The sequence below is a fragment of the Desulfonatronovibrio magnus genome (assembly GCF_000934755.1).
GTDB lineage: Bacteria > Desulfobacterota > Desulfovibrionia > Desulfovibrionales > Desulfonatronovibrionaceae > Desulfonatronovibrio > Desulfonatronovibrio magnus.
Map to the genome: position 1 here is coordinate 1 of NZ_JYNP01000069.1, position 23,636 is coordinate 23,636.

Annotated in this window: 16 protein-coding genes; all 16 read left to right on the forward strand. The window is 46.9% G+C overall.

Annotated features, from left to right (window positions below):
- The first annotated feature begins 45 nt into the window (after positions 1-45).
- A protein-coding gene (locus LZ23_RS08285; RefSeq protein WP_435050735.1) for an IS3 family transposase occupies positions 46-1,571 on the forward strand; the annotation gives its coding sequence in 2 pieces (ribosomal slippage) (positions 46-481 and positions 481-1,571; 1,527 coding nt in all).
- A gap of 19 nt (positions 1,572-1,590) precedes the next feature.
- On the forward strand, positions 1,591-2,445 hold the full coding sequence (locus LZ23_RS08290) for a PAS domain-containing sensor histidine kinase (RefSeq protein WP_269745166.1): 855 nt from the start codon (positions 1,591-1,593) through the stop codon (positions 2,443-2,445).
- 396 nt (positions 2,446-2,841) lie between these two features.
- On the forward strand, positions 2,842-3,306 hold the full coding sequence (locus tag LZ23_RS08295; RefSeq protein WP_045213222.1) for an Lcl C-terminal domain-containing protein: 465 nt from the start codon (positions 2,842-2,844) through the stop codon (positions 3,304-3,306).
- A gap of 1,432 nt (positions 3,307-4,738) precedes the next feature.
- Positions 4,739-5,068, forward strand: coding sequence for a zinc ribbon domain-containing protein (locus LZ23_RS22455; protein ID WP_052507239.1), 330 nt, complete (start codon positions 4,739-4,741; stop codon positions 5,066-5,068).
- Positions 5,069-5,309: 241 nt separating this feature from the next.
- Positions 5,310-5,555 (forward strand): hypothetical protein, encoded by a 246-nt coding sequence (locus LZ23_RS08310; protein ID WP_157493138.1) that lies wholly within the window; start codon positions 5,310-5,312, stop codon positions 5,553-5,555.
- 407 nt (positions 5,556-5,962) lie between these two features.
- Positions 5,963-7,765 carry a right-handed parallel beta-helix repeat-containing protein gene (locus LZ23_RS22460; protein WP_052507241.1) on the forward strand — a complete coding sequence of 601 codons (1,803 nt, stop codon included), beginning with the start codon at positions 5,963-5,965 and terminating at the stop codon, positions 7,763-7,765.
- A gap of 60 nt (positions 7,766-7,825) precedes the next feature.
- Complete coding sequence (locus tag LZ23_RS08320) at positions 7,826-10,846, forward strand: DUF1566 domain-containing protein (RefSeq protein ID WP_045213227.1); 3,021 nt, start codon at positions 7,826-7,828, stop codon at positions 10,844-10,846.
- A 1,291-nt stretch (positions 10,847-12,137) separates the two neighbouring features.
- Complete coding sequence (locus tag LZ23_RS23960) at positions 12,138-12,302, forward strand: hypothetical protein (RefSeq protein ID WP_157493141.1); 165 nt, start codon at positions 12,138-12,140, stop codon at positions 12,300-12,302.
- Positions 12,303-12,641: 339 nt separating this feature from the next.
- Positions 12,642-15,689: an SUMF1/EgtB/PvdO family nonheme iron enzyme gene (locus LZ23_RS22465; protein WP_052507242.1), complete on the forward strand. Its 3,048-nt coding sequence runs from the start codon at positions 12,642-12,644 to the stop codon at positions 15,687-15,689.
- 865 nt (positions 15,690-16,554) lie between these two features.
- The gene (locus LZ23_RS08340; protein ID WP_045213233.1) at positions 16,555-16,992 is read left to right on the forward strand and encodes an Lcl C-terminal domain-containing protein; all 438 of its coding nucleotides are present in this window, start codon (positions 16,555-16,557) and stop codon (positions 16,990-16,992) included.
- A gap of 302 nt (positions 16,993-17,294) precedes the next feature.
- Entirely contained in the window at positions 17,295-18,941 is a 1,647-nt protein-coding gene (lnt, locus tag LZ23_RS08345; RefSeq protein ID WP_045213234.1) for an apolipoprotein N-acyltransferase, read from the forward strand.
- Between the two features lie 467 nt (positions 18,942-19,408).
- Positions 19,409-20,089 carry a hypothetical protein gene (locus tag LZ23_RS08350; protein ID WP_045213235.1) on the forward strand — a complete coding sequence of 227 codons (681 nt, stop codon included), beginning with the start codon at positions 19,409-19,411 and terminating at the stop codon, positions 20,087-20,089.
- A 52-nt stretch (positions 20,090-20,141) separates the two neighbouring features.
- Positions 20,142-21,083, forward strand: a complete 942-nt coding sequence (locus LZ23_RS08355; protein WP_045213236.1) for a hypothetical protein — start codon at positions 20,142-20,144, stop codon at positions 21,081-21,083.
- A 569-nt stretch (positions 21,084-21,652) separates the two neighbouring features.
- Positions 21,653-22,105, forward strand: a complete 453-nt coding sequence (locus tag LZ23_RS08360) for an Lcl C-terminal domain-containing protein (protein WP_045213240.1) — start codon at positions 21,653-21,655, stop codon at positions 22,103-22,105.
- A gap of 482 nt (positions 22,106-22,587) precedes the next feature.
- Positions 22,588-23,205 (forward strand): PAS domain-containing protein, encoded by a 618-nt coding sequence (locus LZ23_RS08365; protein ID WP_269745167.1) that lies wholly within the window; start codon positions 22,588-22,590, stop codon positions 23,203-23,205.
- 98 nt (positions 23,206-23,303) lie between these two features.
- A partial coding sequence (locus tag LZ23_RS08370; RefSeq protein WP_045213244.1) for a transposase occupies positions 23,304-23,636 on the forward strand: 333 nt, incomplete at its 3' end.

The window sequence follows — 23,636 nt, forward strand, 5'->3', positions numbered from 1 at the left end:
AAATCTCTTTTATCCTATTTTTTAATATTACAAGGGGCAGGAGTTATTTCAATGTCTTACTCTTTGCATTTTAAGGAAAATGTAGTCAAAATGGTACTTACAGGTTCTAATTCTCAAGCTCAGGTCGCCAAAGATATGGGAGTACCTGCGTCTACCATGCGATACTGGCTTAAAACAATCCAGCACCCAGGAAGTACCACGATGGCTAAACATGAAAAACGTCCCCAGGATTGGTCCTCTAAAGAAAAACTTGAGGCCCTGATTGAAGCAGCCAAACTATCAGATGAAGAACTGGGAGCTTGGTGCAGACAAAAAGGAGTACACACTCATCACTTGGATAAGTGGAAAAATGAGTTCTCCCAGGAACAGTCCAAAAATAATGACGGTAATGTCCGTCAGTTAAAAAAAGAACTTAAAGGCCTTAAAAAAGAGCTTAACCGTAAGGATAAAGCACTGGCTGAAACCACCGCCCTCTTAGTACTCAAAAAAAAAGTGGATGCTATCTGGGGGGACAAAGAGGACGATTAATCCATTCCCAGGAAAAAAGACGCATCCTGACACTTGTAGAAGAAGCATGTCAGTCGGGAGCCAGGTTGAAAAAGGCCTGTGCCATAATCGGGTTAACTCCAAGGACCATTCAACGATGGCAAAACGCTGAAAAGCTTGAAGATAAACGTAAGCAATCAAGCCGAAAACCACTCAACAAGCTGAGCAAAATGGAACGTCAAAGAATACTCAAAGTCATCAACAGTCCGAAGTACAGAAGCTTGAGTCCGCATCAGATCGTTGCTGACCTTGCCGATAAGGAAATATATCTGGCGTCCGAGGCGACCATTTACCGAATACTTCGGGAAGAAGGTCAAAACACTCACAGGCAGCCCTCAAAAGCCAAGAAAAATATCAAGCCAGAGGAACTGAAAACTACGGCTCCGAATGAGGTCTGGACCTGGGATATTACCTATCTTCCAAGTCCAGTTAAAGGTGATTTTTTTTACCTTTACATGGTCATTGATCTTTACAGCAGAAAGGTTATCACCTGGCAGATACACACCCGGGAAGATTCCGACTTTGCCAGCGCCTTGATCACGGAAGGATGTCACCTGGAAAACGTAGGCAAAGACCAGCTGGTTCTGCATTCGGATAACGGATCTCCCATGAAGGGAGCAACCATGTTGGCCACATTGCAGCGACTGGGGGTTATGCCATCCTTTTCAAGGCCAAGCGTAAGTAATGACAATGCCTACTCAGAAGCCTTGTTCAAGACTTTGAAATATCGCCCTTGGTATCCTCAAAAGCCCTTTGCAAGCTTGACTGATGCCAGAACATGGGTTGAAGGTTTTGTTAATTGGTACAACCATGAACACCGCCACAGCAATCTGGCATACGTGACTCCCAATGATCGGCATGCTGGCCGGGACAGGAGAATCTTAGCCAAACGCAAGATGGTTTATCAAAGAGCAAAGATGGCAAAACCTGAAAGGTGGTCAGGTCGTACCAGAAGTTGGACCGCGCCTGCTGAAGTTACCTTGAACAAAAAAAGAACCTCTAACACAGAAAAAATCGCGGTTTAGATGCGACATCTTTCTTGACATCTACCGTCACCAACGTAAGGATGGAATCTCCTTTGTCGTTGAAATCAGCACTAACGGAGCTGTGATCGGCGGACAAAAGCTCGTTTTTTGCGTCTGTCGTGACGTAACCGAGCGCAAACAGGCCGAAGAGGACATCAGGACCATCAATAAACAGCTTCAGAAGGTTAATGCTGAAAAGGACAAGCTTTTCTCCATCATTGCTCATGATTTGAAGTCCCCCATGGCTGGTGTATGCGCCACCTCGAAAATCCTTGCTCAGGAAGCAGAAGTTTTGTCTCGTAAAGACATTAGTATCATATCGGCTGAAATGCATAAGAGTACGGAAAATGCACTTGATCTCCTAAACGATCTGATGCAATGGGCGCGCATCAGTCAGGGGGGCATGGATTTCAGTCCTGAAGAATGCAGCCTTGATGAGCTGGCCAGATCAAGTCTTTATACAGCTCAGGATGTAGCCAAAAAAAAAGGCATTACTATAAGTTGCAACGTCCCCCAAGACATTGAAGTGTTGGCTGACCAGCCCATGATCAATGCTGTTATCCGTAATATAACCTTCAACTCGGTCAAGTTTACAAATCCTGATGGGAATATATCTGTAACCGCCAGGAAGGCTGGATCAAATGTTGAAGTCTGTGTCCAAGATGACGGAATAGGCATGGATGAAGCCATTATTTCCAAAATCTTCTCTATAGATAAAAGCAAAAGTCAGTATGGAACTAATGGAGAAAAAGGAACTGGCCTTGGGCTGATTTTGTGCAAAGAATTCGTGGAGAAGCATGGAGGTAAAATCTGGGTTGAAAGTGGGCCGGGCAAAGGAACAAAAGTGTTTTTTACTTTGCCTACAGCAACATAACCAAACTGACAACAACGGCTATGTTTCTGCAGTAGTCCAGCCCACTGAATTTTGAAGACTACCTGCCTCCCGGCGCTGCTGATCCAGGCTCACGATTCGGGGACAGGCATACTATCCATTATGCCACTGTCAGCAGGATCATCAAAAAGGAACGAGATAAGTTGAAAAACAAGACCTGACCCTATCCAATTCGAACACGACACCGGAACAGCTTCCGGACATCTCTCGGATCGCCAAGAATCCTGGCAGTGCCAACCAAGTGGGCGCAAACAGTGCGGCTTTAAGCGGTTGGCGTTTTCTGTAATATATTGGATTTCTACAGTTTTATTCATGGCATGAATAGTGCTAAAAGAGATGCAAGACCATAACTGTCCAACCTCAACAGGATAAAAAATCATGAAAAAGCTTTACGCGGTTGCAACCATGGCTTTCGTACTCTGCCTGACCGGGCTGGTCCTTTCAGGCACGGCCTTTGCCGACAGGTGCGTGGACAATGGAGACGGAACAGTAACGGATAACGGAACCGGACTGATGTGGCAGAAAGCAACGGCTGGACCAATGAACTGGGATGCGGCCATGAGCTATGCATCCGGCCTTTCATTGGCTGGGCATTCCGACTGGTGGTTGCCGGGCAGAGATCGACTAGAAGAGCTGTACTATTCTCCCTGTAAAGGTATGATTGAATTGTCCTTCCCGGCCTACTGGTCGTCTACTACCAACGCCAACAATACGAACAACGCGTGGCACGTCAACTTCAACAACGGAAACGTGAACAACAACAATAAGTCGAATAGCTACTACGTTCGTGCCGTGCGTAATGCACATTCAAAGCCGAGATCCAGGGTTATAAGAAAATTTTAATTACTGGATGTTCCTCCGCAGGCTGATTTGGAGCCTCGACACTTGCCTGGATTATCTTTGTCCCTGGGTCAACTCATCTCCCCCCTGCTCAACGCCGCCTGTCCCTTTCGGGATGGGCGGCGTTGCTTTTTCTGGATCGTGGTCAGCACAAAGCCGAGACGCCACTCTCCAGACTTTGGTCAGGAAGAAAGGACGGAGGCGGCCCGTCGCCATGGCGCTTGCTGAGCTTGGTGTGGCGGGCTTGAGGGCGGGGCATCCTGGGAAATCGAGGGCAGGGCTTGTATTTTTAATTTTCTTTCAGGTAAGGTGTGCGCATGGCCAGACCGCTTCGGATTGAGTTTCCCGGCGCCCTCTATCATGTGACTGCCCGGGGGAACGCTCGATCAGAGATCTTTCTGGGGGGAAACGACCGGTTGTTGTTTCTCTCCATCCTTGCCGATCTGGTTGAGCGGTACAACTGGATCTGCCATGGATATTGCCTTATGGGCAATCACCTCTTGGCTCTTCGACATTAGCCGTGGATTTTGTTCAAATTCACTCATTGTGTCGAGGAACCAGAATTAATATTTCTCTTATCAGCGTAGATCTGCGCAATCAGCGGCAAAAAACTTTTTATCTTTGCCTTGATGCTTGAAGAATCAAGCCAGAAGAATTTTACCGCTGATCTCGCAGATCTCCGCTGATGGGAGTCGCTTAACGCACGTAAAAAAACGCTGAACTATTTGTTCAAATCCACTCATTGTGTCGAGGAACCTCACCTCTTGATCGAGACACCGGATGGAAACCTCTCGCAGGGCATGTCTTTCAGGGACGTTTCAAATCCATTGTGGTCGAGAAGGACTCCCTCCTGTTGGAGTTGTGCCGCTATGTCGTTCTTAATCCGGTCCGGGCCGGGATGGCTCGGCATCCCAAGGATTACCCGTGATCCAGTTATTGCGGCACTGCCGGGTTGAAGAAGAAGTTGGACTTCGAATCCGCAGGCCCCCCGTTCGAGTCGGGGCGGGCGCGCCAATAAATTTAGGGTTTACAGGGTTTTTCCTGTAAACCCTTTTTTATAGGTAGGAAAAACTAGGCTTTTTGTACATTTTTTGTACATTTTTTTGAAAAGTAGTTCACAGGGGGGTCAGCTTTTCACCCTATGCCAAAAAGTTGAAGGGGGTCTATATATAAACTGGGACTTTCGGGACAATCGGGACAGACAGCCCTTTAGCCCTTGCCAGTCAAGGCTTTTCAGTGGCCCGCTTTTGAATTTTCAAAAAACAAAATCGGGACAATCGGGACAGTTCCCACTTGTGGACAGGTCCAGCGGTTTAGGTTATGGGAAATTTCAGGTAGCTTTGGGAAGCTTGTCTAGTTTTCAAGGCCCGGTTAGGGTCTAGGCAACAAGGGAATGTTCGGCTTGTTTTTTTGTGTAAAACTGGAGGTATTTTTCATGGCTTTAATCAACTGTCCCGAATGCGGAAAAAGTGTGTCAACGTCCGCAGTAGCTTGCCCTAATTGTGGCAACCCTATTTCTTCCGCCATGGACACAAAGGCAGTAGGCACCCCACTGACAACAGTCCAGGAAACGAGTAAGCGATTAAAACTTCATACCCTAGGTTCGGTTTTTCTTTTGATAGTTGGACTTGTATGGCTCATTATTGCCATTCAAGCAGAAAGTGGAAGTAACAATGTCAATACAACTATTCCAGCCTTTATGGTTTGGATTGGTTTTATCTGGTTTATTGTTACGCGGTTTAGGATTTGGTGGCACCATAAGTAATTGGTTTTGCTTTTCGTTATTGTCCTTGGTTTCATTGTTAGCCCCCTTGTGGACAGGTCGGACCCACTTTATTTTTTAAGTTAAGCTTTTCAAAAGGCTTCATGAGCCTGGTTCATTTGATTCCATTCAGGGCAACGGCCACCTCAAGCTTTACGAAGGCGAGCTTCCGGAAGAATTCCGGGCCGTCCAGGATCGTCTGGCCCGTGCCGCCCTGGACAGGGCCATCCGCGAAGAAATGGACGTGGAGGATGAATACCTGGATCTGCTCAAACGCAAGGAACGTTCCCATGCCGAGGCCCTGGAGACGACCAGAAAGGAGCTGGAAGAAGCCAGGACCAGAGAGGATGAAGCCAGGATGAAAGAAAAAGAAGCCAGGGCAAGAGAAGAAGAGGAGCGACGGCAGAAGGAATATGAGCGACGGCAGAAGGAACAGGCATTTGCAGAACTAGCCGATCTGAAACGCAGGCTGGGGAAAATGAAGAAATAATGTTCAGTCCGGAAGTGAAAGCAGGTGACAGGCACCTGTGAACCTGTTTGCGCTACCCATCCCTGCATTTTTTATTTGAGATATTTTAGTCGACCTCAAATGCATCAGAATTTTTAGGATTTAAGCCACTCGCCTTGCTGGGCACAGCCAGACTAAAAGCTTGTATAAACCCTCCACACAGGTATGTTATAAAAAGTATATTGCAATATATGGGTATATAAGATAAACATTTCTAAAAATTAGGGGCAATATATGTTTTTTAACCACCTCACAGAACAAGGCTGGTCCCTGCACCAGGCCTTGGATTTATCAGATAACTTGGTGCTTGTAGATTTTTAAGCCCGTTTCTGCCTTTTATGGCAGAGATGGGCTTTTTTGTTATTTCAAACCCAAAGGAGTTACCCGCTATGCCTTCCAACAAACCCTTCTTATCAGCCGTGATTACGTTTCTTTTTATTTTCATAGCCATACCTGCCTATTCCGGAGTGCTGTATGTCACAGAGGACGGTACAGGTGATGGCACAAGCTGGGCCAATGCCTTTGGCGATCCCCAGGAGGCTATTGAACTGGCTGCTGTGGATGATCGCTATTCACAGGTTTGGGTTGCTGCTGGGACTTATTTGCCTACGGGGCATCCGAATAGCACTTTCAGGACAAGAGAGGTTCACTTCAGCTTGAGAAATGGAGTTACTGTGTATGGAGGGTTTATTGGTAATGAGACTAAATTAGAAGAGCGGGATTTTGAAGCCAATGAGACCATATTCAGTGGGGATATTGGTGTAGAAGGTGATGATAGCGATAACACATATCATGTATTTTATCATCCGGAAGCAACGGAGATGAATGAGACCGCTATCCTGGACGGGGCGATAGTTACTAATTCAAGTTACAGTGGTTTTTATAACAACAAAAGCAACCCCAATTTAATCAACGTTATCATAAATATGAACAAAGGGGGTGGAATTTATAACATAAGCAGTAATCCCATTTTAACCAACGTTACTATAAGCAATAATAGCAATATAAGTAGAGGTGGAGGAATGTATAACTCAAACAGCAATCCCACCTTAAAAAACGTTATTATAACTGATAATGAAGCATCCGGTATGGGCGGTGGTATTTATAACTCCGACAGCAATCCTACTTTGATCAATGTTATTATAAGTAATAATAGCAGTAATAGTGAAGGAGGTGGAATTTATAACTACTCCAGCGACCCCACTCTTACAAAGGTTACCATACGTGAGAACAATGCATTATCTGGCGGCGGTATTTATAATTTATACAGTAATCACATTCTAACCAATGTTATCGTGAATGGAAATGAAGTGTCAAATAATGGGGGCGGAATTTATAATTCATCCTGCAATCCTACTTTGATTAATGTTACTATAAGCAATAATAAAGCATCAATTAGTGGTGGTGGAATATATAATGGTCCTAGACCTGTATGGCAAGCTTCCCCGAGTAACCCTACTATGACAAATGTCACTATAAGCAATAATCATGCTGAAGAAGGCGGAGGTATATTTAATACAAGAAATAGCAATCCTATACTCATGAATACCACAATCACAAATAATTCTGCTACTTACGGTGGAGGAATGCTCAACGAAGACAGCAACCCTGTAATCAAAAACAGTATTTTCTGGGGTAACTCAGCAACAGGCTCTGGAGATGAGCATATTAATGCTGGAACATCCTCACCAGAGGTTTCCTGGTCTATCTTTGCCGGGGGCTACCCAGACGGCACAAACATAATCACAGACGATCCGCTCCTCCAACCCCTGGCAGACAATGGCGGCTTCACTAAGACACATGCCATACCCTCAGACAGCCCTGCCTATGCAATTCCTGAAAGTGCTGGAGATGGAGACTGGAATGATGCTCCTTATATAGACCAGAGAGGTATGCTTAGAGCTACAAGTGGCTACAGAGCTATAGGTTCTTATGAGGATGCAGACCCTGATGAAGAAAAGCAGAATGCAATAGCTATTTTTAACGCAGCTGAATCACTTTATCCAGACTGGTTTTACCCTCAAGGCCAATCCACTCAGGAATATGATGGATATGAGCACAGGATGTTTTACCGATATTACCCCGAAAAGGATATCTTTCTGCTGACCTATGATGCGGTGGTGTATTATCATTATGCAGGCAGATACTATCAATGGGGAACGGTTCAGGAATGGTTGGAGTGGATGGAATAGTGTACTTAAGTTAAAGAATAAAAATAATCATAGTAATTTTTAATCAACGGAGGAGCACACATGAAAAAACGTTTAATCTCAATTCCAATGAGCATACTTGCTTTATTTTTACTCATGATGTTTACTGCACCCTCTGTTATGTCAGAGGCCTACTACCCCTTCCCGGACACAGGCCAGTTCTACTGCTATAATTCTGGCCATAACGAAACATATTGCGATTCAATTCAACCAGGGGAGTTCATGTATGGACAGGATGGACACTATCAACCGAGACTACCTCGCTCATATTCAAAATTAGGCTATGGCGGGGTCGAGCTGTCAGATGATGAACGTCATGTGGACCATGGAGGTCGTTGGATCATGACCAGAGATAATATCACTGGACTAATTTGGGAGGTCAAGACCAACGACAACAAGGATGAGACATATAACTGGCAAGATGCCAAGGACCAGTTTATTCCCCGATTGAACAATGAGGAATTCGGGGGATTTGATAATTGGCGTGTGCCCAACAGACAAGAACTTGCCTCTCTGGTTAATCGCGGACTGAGCTATCGGGCTATTAATACTGACTACTTTCCTAATACAGTGTACAGATACTGGTCGGCTACTACATCCAGCAGCAGCACAAGCGATGCTTGGGTGGTAGGTTTTTTAACTGGCTCAGTGAATACAACTTATGAAAAATCAGATAGTTTTTACGTTCGAGCTGTGCGTGGTGGGCAAATAACAAGCAACTTTGTTGACAATGGCGATGGTACAGTGACAGATACAACTACAGGCTTGATGTGGCAGCAGAATACTGCTCCCGGGACTTATCAGTGGTCTTCTGCCCTTTCGTACGCTGAAAACCTTGAATTAGCCGGATACGATGACTGGCGACTTCCAAACATCAATGAACTGCAAACTTTGGTGGATGATACTGCCTATAGACCTGCTACATACAGACTTTTTCTACCTTATACGAGTTCGTCTAATTATTGGTCGTCCACTACCTATGACTCCAGAACTGATGGTAAGTGGGTGGTTGGCTTCACAGGTGGGGGTGTAGGTTGGAGTACCGTGCGCAATACTTTTCGAGTGCGAGCCGTGCGAGGGGGGCATTCGACAATTGGGGCTTTGGTTGTCAACTCTACACGAGTAAATAACGTAGACATCACTGCAAGTCCTTCAGACTATGGAGGCACGACCAACTACACCCACACGAACATCCCCAACGGCACGCAGATCACCCTGACTGCACCAACCACCCACGGTAGTGCGAGATTCTCGTCCTGGAGCGGATGTGACTCAACGAGTACGGCTGAAAGGACTTGTTCTGTAACCATAGATGGGGATCAGGCTGTGACTGTGAATTATGTTTGGGATACCTACACCATTTCTCTTTCGGCCAGTCCATCTGAAGGAGGAGCTGTCTCAGGCGGTGGAACCTATGATGCTGGAGAACAGGCAACAGTCAGCGCCCAGGCCAATGACGGATATGAGTTTGTGAATTGGACTGAAGGTGGCAGCGAGGTCTCTACAAGTAGCAGTTACAGCTTTACAGTAAGTAGTAACCGTACTCTGGTAGCTAATTTTAACGAGATACCCTCTGACACCTACACCATCTCCCTTTCAGCCAGTCCTTCTGATGGAGGAACAGTCTCTGGTGGTGGAACATATGAGCAAGGTCAGAGAATTACAGTCAGGGCACAGGCAAATGATGGATACACGTTTGTGAACTGGACTGAAGGTGGCAGTGAGGTCTCTACAAGTAGCAGTTACGGCTTTACAGTAAGCAGTAACCGTACTCTGGTAGCTAATTTTAACGAGATACCCTCTGACACCTACACCATCTCCCTCTCAGCCAGTCCATTTGAAGGAGGAACAGTCACTGGTGAGGGAACTTTTGAAGATGGCCAGAGAGTTACTGTCAGCGCCCAGGCAAATGATGGATACACGTTTGTGAATTGGACTGAAGGTGGCAGTGAGGTCTCTACAAGTAGCAGTTACAGCTTTACAGTGAATGCAGATAGATACCTTACAGCCAATTTTAACCAGGCAGGAGATGATTTCGGTTCTCTGCGAGTTAATATTCTGCCTTCAGAAGCCGTAGAAGCTGGAGCCCAGTGGCGCAGAGTTGATACAGGTACGTGGTATAATAGTGGCTATAGAGAGGCAGGGATACCCTCAGGTACTTACTATGTTGAGTTTAGGTCCATTGAAGGATGGCAAACTCCTGACAATCAAGAGGTGGCAATTAGTGAAGGCAGGACCACAGTTATATGGCCTGAGTATACCAGGGAAGAACATCATGCAGCTTACATCATAGGCGCATTTCCTTCAGGCATACGCTATTTTAACCCACAAAGCAGAGCATGGGTGGACTGGTTCCCATTTACTGGAACTACTGCTATTGTAGCAACAGACCTGGATAATGACGGTACTGACGACCTCATAGGTGTCTGGCCTGGCTCTGGCATGTGGGCTTATCAGTCAAGCATTGATGACTGGCAACTGCTCACAACCTATTTTCCTGAAAAGATGTCCACTGGTGATATGACTGGAAATGGGCAGGAAGATATCATAGCCAGCTGGTCACAGTTTGGAGCATACTATCGAGACAGTGTTTCTGGCAGTTGGCCTCAGCTTGTAGGTCTCGCTCCTGATACTTTTGATGCAGGAGACATAACTGGAGATGGTTTTGATCAGTTCGTCGGCTCCTGGGAAGGATACGGCATTTATACCCGTGACAGAAATGACAATTGGGTCCACCTGACAACAGTTCATACCCCGGTTCTTGCAGTAGGCGACATGACAGGAGACGGCAGAGCAGATATCCCCTGCAGCTGGCCTGAATGGGGAGTGTATTACATGAATAGCACTACAGGTACATGGGAGTGGCTGCATGACAACCACGCAGAACTTCTGACCACAGGCGATATCTCCGGAGACGGAAACGAAGAGCTTGTAGCTGTCTTTGATGACGGAGTCTGGGTATATTATCAGGAGGCAAATACTTGGGAAAGGATATCTCAGGACAGGCCATCAGCCATTACCACTGGCATGGTTTTCACTCAGGATGGGCCTTTTCAGGAGTAAGAACATATAACAATCCAGGCAATGGTGGTTTGGCCACATTCCCTTTGTTTCAGGTCAGCAGTAGCAGTGGAAGCAGGCAGGGGGGTGAGGAATGGAAGTCGGATGAGCCTGCATTAAGTAGTCCTGGATAAAGATATATAACGGCTTAACGTCACATTCATGGGGCAGGCAGTTTACGAGATATTCATACTGTCTGCCCTTTGATATTATTTACCTTAGCAACATAACCCAGTTCACAACATAACGGCTATTTTTCTGGAATAGTCCACCCCCTGAATTTTGAAGACTACCTGCCTCCCGGAGCTGCTGATCCAGGGGCCATGCTTTGGGGCAGGCATACTATCCATACGCCAAAATGATCGCCTATGACTCTGAGGGGAAAAGCCCTGGGCAATTTTGGGAAAAACCAGAAAACAATGGAAAGCCAAAGAGTCTTGATTACTCAATCACTCAGGAAATGAAGGATCACTCTATGGCCGAGCTGCTTATTGAAAAAGTGTTTGGGTCAGAGGAATAATCAGAATTTTTAGCTTATGATAATCGTGAAGACTGACAAAAGAAAGCTTGACAATTCAGGCAGTTTTGGACTTCTCTTAGTGAATGCACGTAGTCTTCAGTTCCATTTTTTTTAACTTGAATAAAATAGTATTTTTTTCTTGACTCGAAATTATTATCATGCTTTAAATCATGTGAAGCATTTCACGATAGATCCATCCCCTTAACAAAAAAATGAGCAACGGATGAAAGAAAACTGTCCACCTCAGATATTTCAGCTTGATGCCTGGTTTCATGTGCCGGGTTGTAATGTAGCAGTTGTGGCCTGGTCATCCAGGTCTTGATTATATGCGCCCATCTCTTGCCTTTATGGCGGGGATGGGCGTTTTTGTTTGAAACGCGTTTGATATTCCTCACGCAAAGGCAGAAGATTTTCTCACGCTGAGGCGAAGAGGACGCAGAGATGAGTGCTTTTTATGAAAGCAGGTCTTCCCTGCTTTGAAAAATCTTTCCCTGGCGATGTTGGCGCCTTGGCGTGAGGCAATTTCTTTAATGCTTCCTGGCGTGAGGAAAAGAATTGTTCTCACACAGAGAAGCCCCGATTTAATCCGCTCCACTGAGGCTTTGTCCCCTGATTATACCAGCTCTCGCTCCACAGCCAAAGGCTGTGTTTCATGGGGTAAATATTTTCTGGACAGGCTGGGTTCGCAGGGAAAAAATTCAAAGAGGGCAATGATTTCAATCTGAAGTTCTCAGCATTTTTCGGCAGGAAATATCATGGTGTGACAATACGGACATGTCCATAACTGCCCATCTGCAAAAGGCTGGAACATTTATCGTCTATGACCAGAAAATCAGCCCTGACCATCCAGAGGAATCCCGCTGGAACCCAGGATTGCTTTATTCAGGCACTGGAATCAGAACTTACGGCGGATATGAAGTGAGCGTTACGCGTTTCTGACAACTGAAAAAATTGATGTGTTTGTCACAGCTTTTTTTGCGTTAAAATCGGTTTATCATGGCTTGGCACAGGGACTGTCCCTGGCTTCGGGACTGTCCCCTATCTGGTTTTCAGAAACGCGTAATGCTCCCGTGATATGAACACCTGATGATTTATCAAGATTATCCATAAACAAATATCTTTCTGTTTATTTATGACAGGGTGGTGTATTACCATTATGAAAATCGCTAACAAGACTGGTTTACGGTTGATAAGTGGCTTGAGTATCTGATTGAGTAGCAATAACAATATCGCCTTGAGTACTTTTTTCATATTAATTTTATTGCCGTGGAGGCTAACATGCAGAGCAAATTAAAAATTGGAGACAGAGTTGTTAATGGTGTTTATTTATCTTTATATGAAAAATACAAAAGTTGCATTTATCTTACAACAGCCATAAGTCTTATTTTGCTTGTTTGTCTTGCAGATATGAGTCACGCTGAAACGGAATTTTCAGGCAATATCCAGTCAGACATGACTTTGACTCAGGAGAACAGCCCGTATCGAGTGACGGCATATGTACGTGTTTTAGATAATGTGACCTTGACCATTGAACCAGGAGTCGAACTAAGGTTCAACTGGAATGTTGGAATTGATATCAATGGTTACCTGTCCGCAGTAGGCACGGCCGCCAATCCGGTAATTTTTACTGGTTCGGAAGAGACTGCCGGTTATTGGAGGGCCATCAACATTCAGAATCAGGGATCAGCCAGGCTTGAGCATTGTCAGGTGACCTATGGCGGGTCCTTAGGCAATGGGATCGTTAAAACCGGCAGTGGAAATCTGACGATGAAAAACACAACTGTTGCCAACACTGGCGGTATTAGCGGTATCGGACTGCTTATTTCAGCTAATACAGGCGAAGTTCTGGTGGAAGATTCGGTTTTTGAGAGCAATGTTGAAGGATTAACTTTGAGAGATGGCGGCCCGGTTACCGTACGCGGCAGCCTGTTCAAAAACAACACCCGATATGGAATTATACTGCAAGCACAGGACGCTCCTCCCACCGATCCCAGCAACAGTTTTTCTGGTAACGAACTGGCTGACATCGGGGTGTTGAGAGGCTCTATACCGGCCGACCTGACCTGGCGGCCTGCCGGCGCTCCCATCCGGATCGTCGGTTATGTCACGGTTGATGAAGGGGCCACTTTAACCATTGAGCCGGGAACCCGGGTGAAACTGAATGGTAATGTTGGCCTGGAAATCAATGGCCATCTGTCCGCGGTAGGTACGTCCGGCAATCCCATAGTTTTTACCCGCGGCGAAGAGGCGGTTTGGAGGGCCATCAACATTCAGAACCAGGGCTCGGCCCGGCTTGAGCATTGTCAGGTGACCTATGGCGGGTCCTTAGGCAATGGAATCGTTAAAACCGGCAGTGGAAATCTGACGCTGAAAAACACAACTGTTGCCAACACTAACGGTATCGGACTGATTATTCAGAACAGTACCGGACTTCACACTGTTGCAAGTAATACCTTTTCTGCCAATACCATTGGTGTTGATGTCAGCAACCAGGAAAACGACCTGATTCTGACAAACAATATCATTGAGGACAACGAAAACTTCGGGGTGCGAAATCAAAGTGCTGCAGACATAATTATTGACGCCCGGGACAACTGGTGGGGCCATGAAACCGGCCCTTTCCATGCGGAACTCAATCCTGGTGGCCAGGGAGATACTATAAGTGACGGAGTGCTGTTTGATCCATGGAAAACCACTCCAGTTGAAGGGACTGCAGCAGGAACTCCGTCATCTATCCAGGTCCCACCCACCAGCACCACCGGCAGCTACACCGTATCCTGGGGAAGTTCATCCACCAGCGGTGTAACTTACGTCCTTGAAGAAGCTACGAACTCAACCTTTACCTCAGGACGGCGAACAGCTTACACTGGCAGCAACCTGAGCGCTTCCATCACCGGACGATCAGACGGTATTTATTACTACCGGGTCAAGGCCACCAAGGATGGATATGAGGACAGTGATTGGCGTACAGGAAGTAACGGGTGCACAGTCAATGTCGAATCAGCAGAAGTGACAGTCAATCCTGTAACCTCTAATACAGTCAGTTTCGGAGACATCATAAACGTTCCTGAGGAAATCACCTGGGTCTGGCTGTGGACCGGAAATGAGGTAGATGGAAAATATACTGGAAGTCTTGTCAACACAAGCTCATTTAACATTTTCGGTGAAGGCTGGATTGAGGTTGATGATCTGTACAATCTGAAATTGGATTTTGCACAGTATGATAATACCATTTTATATATACTTCCCTGGTCCCGGGGCTCAAGTTTTGACTGGGTAAAGTTTGAAGTAGATTTTATAACGTCAGATCAGGTTAAAAATTCTGTAAACATGAATATCACCCAGGATACGTATGCTTCGGAGGTTTTCAGAGTTGAGAATGTACAATACGGTACTCACTGGCTTCAGCTCTGGATTGGAGATTACCTCGATACAAGCGAATTCAACATCTATGGAAACGGCTGGATTGAAGCCAGTGACCTTTCAGAGCTGGTAATTCCAGGCGATGCTTTCAGTGATGGCGACAGCCTCTGGGTCAGGCAGTATAGCCAATCTCCAGGATCAAGCAGTTGGGGTGATTACGGTTGGTTAGAATTTAGGATTAAGGGAAGCGGACCCTCCCCCGGCGACACCTGGACCGACCCGGTCACGGGCATGGAGTTTGTCTGGGTTCCGGGGGGGTGCTTTGACAGGGGCTGCGGGGATTGGGATGATGAATGCCGTACTAATGAACTTCCAGTACGCGAAATCTGCCTGGACGGGTTCTGGATGGGCAAGTACGAGGTGACCCAGGGCCAGTGGACCCAGATCATGGGCAGCAATCCGTCGAGGTTCCAGTCCGGGAACAACTATCCTGTGGAGTGGGTGAGCTGGAATGACGTGCAGGGGTTCATCACCGAGCTGAATGCCCGAGGCTCCAGCACCTTCCGCCTGCCCACCGAGGCCGAGTGGGAGTACGCTGCCCGCAGCGGAGGCCGGGCCGAGAAGTATGCCGGAGGCGATGATCTGGACAGTCTGGGCTGGTATTCCAGCAACAGCGGAGGCCTGACCCATGAAGTGGGGACCAAAGCGGCCAACGGGCTGGGCATTTATGACATGTCCGGGAATGTCTGGGAATGGGTTTCTGACTGGTACGGCGCCAACTACTATTCCGTGAGTCCTCGGGATAATCCGCAGGGGCCTGAGACGGGCTCGACCCGCGTCTTTCGCGGCGGCAGTTGGTTCTACCCCGCCTGGTACTGCCGCGCGGCCATTCGCCGCCACTGGCCGGGCTACTGGTCCTACGGCATAGGGTTCCGCCTAGCCCTCTCCCCAGGTCAGCAGTAGCCGGTCAGGAGTCAGCGGGGAAGCAGGGAGCGAGCGGGGCATCCGTACTGGAAGGCCGTGGAACAGGAGCGAGGGACGAGCGGATGTGCAGCGGGCTGGAAGTCGGATGCCCCGACATTACGGGCACTAATTTTAGATTGCTATCAAAATGATTTTAATCAGCGTAAATCAGCGAGATCAGCGGCTAAAAATCATCTTTCTTCGTGCATCCGATAAGATCAAAGACAAAGCGTATCGGCCGCTGATTGCGCAGATCTCCGCAGATAAGATAGCGTTACCAACGAGCTGATAATAAAAAACATAAAGATCATCTTGATTGCAAATTGGAATTAGTAGCCCTGTGTAAAGATGGCTATGGCTAGATGTCAAATTCTATGGGGCAGGCAGTTTATGGGATATCCATACTGTCTGCCCATGATATTTCTTACCCTCACAACATAACCCAACTGACAACATAACGGCTATCATCCGGAGATAGTCCATGCCCCTGAATTTTGAAGACTACCACCCTCCTGGGGCTTGCTGTTCCAACCGATATGTTCCAGGGCAGGCATGATTATTCATCCCTGTGGCGGCCTTCACCACCGGCCTGACCGCATAAAAATCTTGCTATTACTTTCCTATGCTGCTTATTCACCGACACAGGCAGAAACTCCCTCCACTGATTTCGTAACGCGAATTTCCTGAACTGCCCACAAACCCAGTGCCAACTACTGCCAGCCAAGTTGGCGCACACTTTGAGGCCTGATCAAGCATTTTTTTTTGTTCTATGTTGTTATTACTCATTTTTTTATTATGGCATGTATAGTGCTTATAATCAGGAAAATAGACAGTAATCTTTTAACTTAAGGATGCAAACATAAAGATGTTACAACAAAAGTGGTTTGTAATTACTGCGATAGCATTCATGCTGTTTCTGGCCGGGCTGGTCATGTCCGGTACAGCTTTTGGCGCTGGTGGCGGGCAATGCGAGGACAATGGAGACGGGACCCTTACGGACTACGGTTCTGGCCTCATGTGGCAGAAGGCAACGCCTGGCTATATGGACTGGCCTGATGCCAGGCGCTATCCCTCCAACCTATCCCTGGGAGGATATTCCAACTGGCGGCTGCCAACATGGAATGAACTAGAGCGACTGTTTAAATCGGAGTGTATAAATTTGATTGACCATCCAGAGTATTATTACTGGTCCGATACTCCCGTCGTCGTCGGTAAGGGCGGCGCATGGCGCGTCGACTTCCAAAACGTCCCAATCTACATGTGGATTGAACACTATGTACGCGCCGTGCGCTGGGCACAGTGATGGGTGATTTGACAATTCGGTTATTTGGCTCTTGGGGTCTTGGGCGGGATGGGTTATGGTTTGTGCTGTCTAGTTCGTTTTCATCCGGAAACGGTTCTTTTCCCTTTTGGCTGCGTCAATCCGCACAATTATTCGTCAACGTATTAAGATACGCCTCCTCATAATTGCTTGATTTCCTTGCCAGAAGAAAAAACTCCTCGTTTCCGGAAAGAAAACCAATAGTTCCAGCATCCGGAAAGAAAGACTTTTCGGATGGAAACTAGTTCCAGAAACAGCAGATGAACACGTTCTAATAGCGTAATATGGTCTGGATGCACTTCTTTTCACGTCTGGCAGGCATCGCTGGCGCCGGATTTCTGGTCTGGCTCTGCCTGCCTTCCACCCCCTGGCCATGGCTGCCCTTTGCAGCCTTAGTGCCTTTTGCTCTGGCCCTGCGAAACACCGGGCCTTTGGCCGGGATGTTCTGGGGCTTAGCCGGGGGTTCTCTGTTCTGGCTGGTGTCCACGTTCTGGGTTTTTCATTCTTTTGATCATCTCATGGGCTGGTCCGTTGCCCTGTCCATCCTGGGAACTCTGATTTTTGCTCTTGTCCAGGGCCTGCCCTACGCGCTTTTCGGACTTGTCCAGGGCTTTTTACAGGCCCGGGGCAGGGAGCCCGGTCCTATCTTCAGCGCGGCCCTGCTGACTTTGCTCGTTTTTATTCTTCCGGCCCCCTGTCCCGGCTCACCCGCACTCAGCCTCTACTCCCTGCCTCTGGCCATTCAGACTGCGGACATTGGCGGATATGCCCTGGTGGATTTTTTCTTTCTCCTGATCAACTGGCTGCTTGCCCATGTCTTGGCCAACGTCAACCGGACCAGACGGTGTCTCCTTTATTTGGCCGCGACAGGACTTGTCCTGACGCTTTTTCTCGGCTACGGCGGCCTGCGGCTGAGCCATTTTCAGCGTCTGGAGCAGAACGCGCTCCAAAATGACTTTCAAAATGAATTCTTTACCGTCAGGACCATCCAACCCGATATACCCGTCGTGGGTGCTTTTGGTCAGGAACTAGACGAGCCGTATAGAGGCAGCCTGGGGGTCATGCAGATGATGACCGAGACCACGGCCCCGAATTTTCCATCCGCGGACCTGGTTGTCTGGCCGGAGGTGTCCCGCGCAGTGTACTGTGGATGTGATTTTTTTGAAAATCGCGGCATGGAGCGGACCGCCGAGCTGGCTAATGGCCCCATTGTCCTGGCCTGCCTGGAAAATCACCGGCTGAACTCCCGGGAATCAGGGGACGGTCTGAAGAAAGGCCATGCTCTTTCAGAGATTCCAAAACAGGAACAATATACTGTTTACAATACGCTCATGCTGGTGGACGAAAGCCAATGCCGGGTTATCTATCGTAAATACAAGCTAGTTCCTTTTGGGGAGGCAGCTCCTTTGCGCGGGAAATGGCCATGGCTTTACAACAAAATGGCCAGGCAGATGGAATATGTGCCCGGTCCTGGACCGGAAGTGTTTTCTCTGCCCCGTGGCCTTAAAGTGCAGCCCTTGATCTGCTTTGAGAGCGGCTTCCCCGAGATGACCAGGGAGGGTGTTGCCCTGGGCGCCAGGGCCTTTATCAATGTTTCCAACGACGCCTGGTTCATGTCCGACAGAGCCGCAGAACTTCACCTGAGTCTGGCCCTTTTCCGGGCGGTAGAGCAGCGCAGACCCCTGGTGCGGGGCACGAATTCCGGGTTCGGCGCCCATATCAAAGCCAGCGGAGAAATCGTAAAGGGCTCCCTTACGCCCATGAATGAACGCGCCGTGCGCCAGGCCGCACTGCATATTCCGGAAGAAATCACGATCTACCAGCGCATTGGAGACGCCTGGCTCTGGCTGGCGGGGTTGTTTGTCCTTGCCCGGGTCGGGCGGGGTTATCGCTGCTGGTCCTGGTTGTTGCGACGGAACCCTCCAAGCTGATGTCTGGTCGTGATCAGTGTCAACGGTATGGTGAAGATTGCGGCTATTTTTTCTAATGCGGGCTGTGTCCGCAACCCAATGAAAGAAAAGGATATTTAATCATAGCTGGGACAGTCCCCGCAACTCACACTTTGGCTTTGCCGATATTGGTGCTTACTAAGGCGAAATGCATGTACCGGGAATTAGTTCCCAGCGAGGGACAGTCCCAATGCCCAGCGACTATTCCCGCTTTTATCTCAAATTTTCTTGTTGTTTGTTACAGAAATGAACGAGTAAGTCACTAAATATGAACACTTGGCCCAGGCCATGGTAATAAAACAACTGATTGCATGTTTACCAAACCACTCGTTGATATTTTTGGCTAGTGGTTTGGTATTTTGTCAACTCTAAGTGCACTGCCTGAAACGATAATCAACCGCAATAGAAGCCGGCTATTATTCGCTAAACTTTTTAAAGGAGATTTAAAAATGAAAAAAATTTTTATCCTGATTTTTTTTATCTTTACTCTGCTGACAGGAACTGTGATCCACAACACCTCTCATGCCAGAGATAATTTGACTGATTTAGAAAAGGCCAACATCATCTTTGACTGGCTTGAACCACAGTTTCCTCAGATTCTTTCTCCATCTCCTCAACCAACACTAAAGCTCGCATCATTTTACTACAGGTATTACCCTGACACCAATGTTTATCTTGCAACATTCATAGACCGTCTCTGGTTTATTGATCAAAGTGGTACACCCCATGACCTTGGAGACGTTGATTTCTGGGTTGATCTTATAGACCCTGGAAATGGCAATGGCGATCTTATAGGTTTCGGACCTGTCAGGATTGGAGAGACCTGGGTGGAGCATAGATATAGTGATCCTAATCATGTGGGCATGTGCCATACATTTGTATCTCATAATCAGGTTGATTTTCAGTACAGCGGCATGAGTACCACAGTATCAATTCCCTATGTACTTCAAGGAAGCAATACACTCTTATTTCGTACCGCTGATGGCGTCAATAGAGGAGACCAAACTGCAACATACAGACATCAAATAGACGCAAATAAAATAGATGTATTAAGAATTTGGTATTATCCCGATGGTACTATAGATGATGAACATATTCGCTACTGGAAAAGGATGAACTGTCCTCATTAATTCAACTGGTGATAGGAACCGAAAAACATCATTATCAAATGGAGAGCAACACATGTCAAAATTATTCAAAATATTTTCAAGTTTAGTTGTATTTGTCTGTGTGTTTACACTTATTGGACTGAATGCCTCTAAGGCCATGGCTTATGATAACTCTACTTTTTCTGGGCCGTGGATTGGATGCGACATCAATGATTTATACCCAGACGATATTCCTTGTCATTACATGTTACCAGATGGAAGAGGTACGATTACTGATATGGGCGTTTTTCTTACTCCTGGCATTGTCATGACTTATAATGTTTCTGGTAACGGAAGGTTAGAAGTCAGCATGCCTGGTATTGCGCTTGGTTCTGGCCAGCTTACTTCCAATACAACAGGATACGCAGATTTTTTTATTGATGACTCCGGTCGAACATTACGTTCCGAGATATTTAAAGTTCGTGATGCTGGAGCTATGCAAGGAACTTGGAGAGGCCAACTGGGCAGCTATGATGTTGTATTTAATGTTGACACAAACGGCGTAGTTCAGAGCTTTACAGGAATGCAAGGACCTGTAACCGGAAGGTTGTTCAAAGAAGGGGATATCGCTGCTGGCTTTTTCAGGACAGGGGAGTCCAGAAAATTTAATCAGGTTGGAATCAATGGATTTCTTAATGGCAATGAATTATCAGGCAAGTTTAAAACAGATAGCAATGATGCTCCTGAATCTTTTACGTTAACAAGAGTTGGTGGTCCAAGCCCTGCCCCCGAAATAACTGATAGCGAAAAAGCTGACATCATATTTAACTGGCTTGAATATTTGGTTCCAGAAATTTTAGAATCTACTTCTCAGCAACAAACTCATGAACTTTCTGGAATACTATACAGATACTACCCCGCCAATAATGTATACATAGCAACATTTCATAACCACTTGTTCTTTATTGACCGTCTGGGAAATGTGCATGATCTGGGTGAAGTTGATTTTTGGCTTCCCATAGCGCAGGCGGGATAACATTACTGAGCATCTGTAGTTCCCATATTACTTTTGTAGCAAACACTCTTTGTCCAGTGGGGGAAAGAGTGTTTGCTGCTCTTTAGGGCAGATTCCAACATAACCCAACACACAACAACGGCTATGGCCATGGCATAGTCCAGTTCAATTGTTTTCAAGACTGGCATAACAAGGCTTTATCATTCAGGCAGGCATAGACATCTCTCTGAACATGCACGTAGTCTTGCCCCCCATGTATCCTCAACCGGGTCAGTCAAAACATCCTGACCAAAGCTACTACGGCGGCCTTCACCACTGGCCTGACCGCATAAAAATCTTGCTATTACTTTCCTATGCTGCTTATTCACGGACTCAGGCAGAAACTCCCTCCACTGATTTCGTAACGCGAATTTCCTGAACTGCCAACAAACCCAGTGTCAACTACTGCCAACCAAGTTGGCGTACACTTTGAGGCCAGATCAAGCAGTTTTTTCTGTTATCTATTGTTATTACTCATTTTTTTGTTATGGCATGTATAGTGCTTATAACCAGGAAACCTGGACAATATTCTTTAACTTAAAGAGGAAAACATGAAGACAGTACAACAAAAGTGGGTTGTAATTGTGGCAATGGCATTCATGCTTTGTCTGGCCGGGCTGGTCATATCCGGTACAGCTTTTGGCGCTGGTGGCGGGCAATGCGAGGACAATGGAGACGGGACTGTAACCGACAACGGTAGTGGCCTTATGTGGCAGAAGGCTACGGCTGGAGAAATGGAATGGCATCAGGCCATGAGCTATGCCTCCGGCCTATCCCTGGGAGGACATTCCGGCTGGAGGCTACCAACAAAGGATGAATTAAAGGGGCTGTATAATTCGGAGTGTAAAAAATTAATGGACGTGCGATCGTCCTATTACTGGTCGTCTACTACCGACGCCTACTATGCGAGCAGCGCGTGGCTCGTCAACTTCAGCCTCGGCTACGTGGGCCACGGCAGTAAGTCCAATAGCAATTACGTGCGTGCCGTGCGTGCCGGACAGTGATGGGTGATTTGGCACTTGGAGGATTTGATTCTTTGGCAGGATGGGGTTGTCGCTGAGGCAGCCCCATCACCCGGATGCGGGTGGAGCTTTTTATGCATCAGGCAGGTATGGTCAGTCTTCATGAGAAGAATCCGGCTATCGGCATGGCATAGTCCAGGTCAATTGTTTTCAAGACTGGCATAACAAGGCTTCATCATTCAGGCAGGCTTGAACTTTACTATGAACATGCACGTAGTCTTGACCCTGCTACATCTTTAGTCCAGATATTGAGAACAGCTCCTCATCAGATTAATATTATTGCTTTTAGCTAAAGTTTAATTTACCAGCAAAGATATTCGATCAGAAATACGTCTTTACTCTTTTTCCCCAATTGTATTTTTTTGTGGAGTTGATCATGCCCCGATCTCCTAAGAAGAAAAATCAACCCGTCTCAACCAACTTCCCTGAGCTTCATGACATCCTGATGGATAGCCCCCATCGGGATCTTCACGTCAACGCCTGATGGCCGCTACATATCAGTCAATCCGGCCCTTGCCAGAATGTACGGCTATAACTCACCTGAAGAAATGATCGAGTCCGTTCCAGACATTGCTACGCAAATGTGTTCCAACCCTGATGACCGCGAGGAATTCATGCGCCTGATGCAGGAACAAGGCAAAGTGGTTGAACATGAACGCCAGTTCAGGCGCAAGGACGGAACCAAGTTCTGGGCGTCCATAAATGCCCACGCAGTTCAGGATGAGCATGGGCTTATCATTTACTATCAGGGGTTCACTACGGATATTACAAAGCGCAAGTGGGCGGAGGAGGCACTCCATGAAGAGGCTACTCGACGAAAAATACTGGTTGATCAATCCAGGGATGGAATCGTTGTATTAAATGAGGATGGAAGCATCCATGAAGCGAACAAACGTTTTGCTAAAATGCTTGGATACACGTCAGAGGAAATTCAGCAACTCCATATATGGGATTGGGATACCCAATGGACTCGTGATCAACTTATCGAAATGATACGACAAGTCGATAAAAAGGGCGAACTTTTTGAAACAAGTCTACCGCCCCCATGTGTCAGGATAGATGTCGCCTTGGATGAATTTTGAGGGAGGGCCAAGAGGAGGCCCCCCGGGGGGCCTCCTCTTGGAGCCAAAAATCTCTTTTATCCTATTTTTTAATATTACAAGGGGCAGGAGTTATTTCAATGTCTTACTCTTTGCATTTTAAGGAAAATGTAGTCAAAATGGTACTTACAGGTTCTAATTCTCAAGCTCAGGTCGCCAAAGATATGGGAGTACCTGCGTCTACCATGCGATACTGGCTTAAAACAATCCAGCACCCAGGAAGTACCACGATGGCTAAACATGAAAAACGTCCCCAGGATTGGTCCTCTAAAGAAAAACTTGAGGCCCTGATTGAAGCAGCCAAACTATCAGATGAAGAACTGGGAGCTTGGTGCAGACAAAAAGGAGTACACACTCATCACTTGGATAAGTGGAAAAAGGAGTTCTCCCAGGAACAGTCCAAAAATAATGAC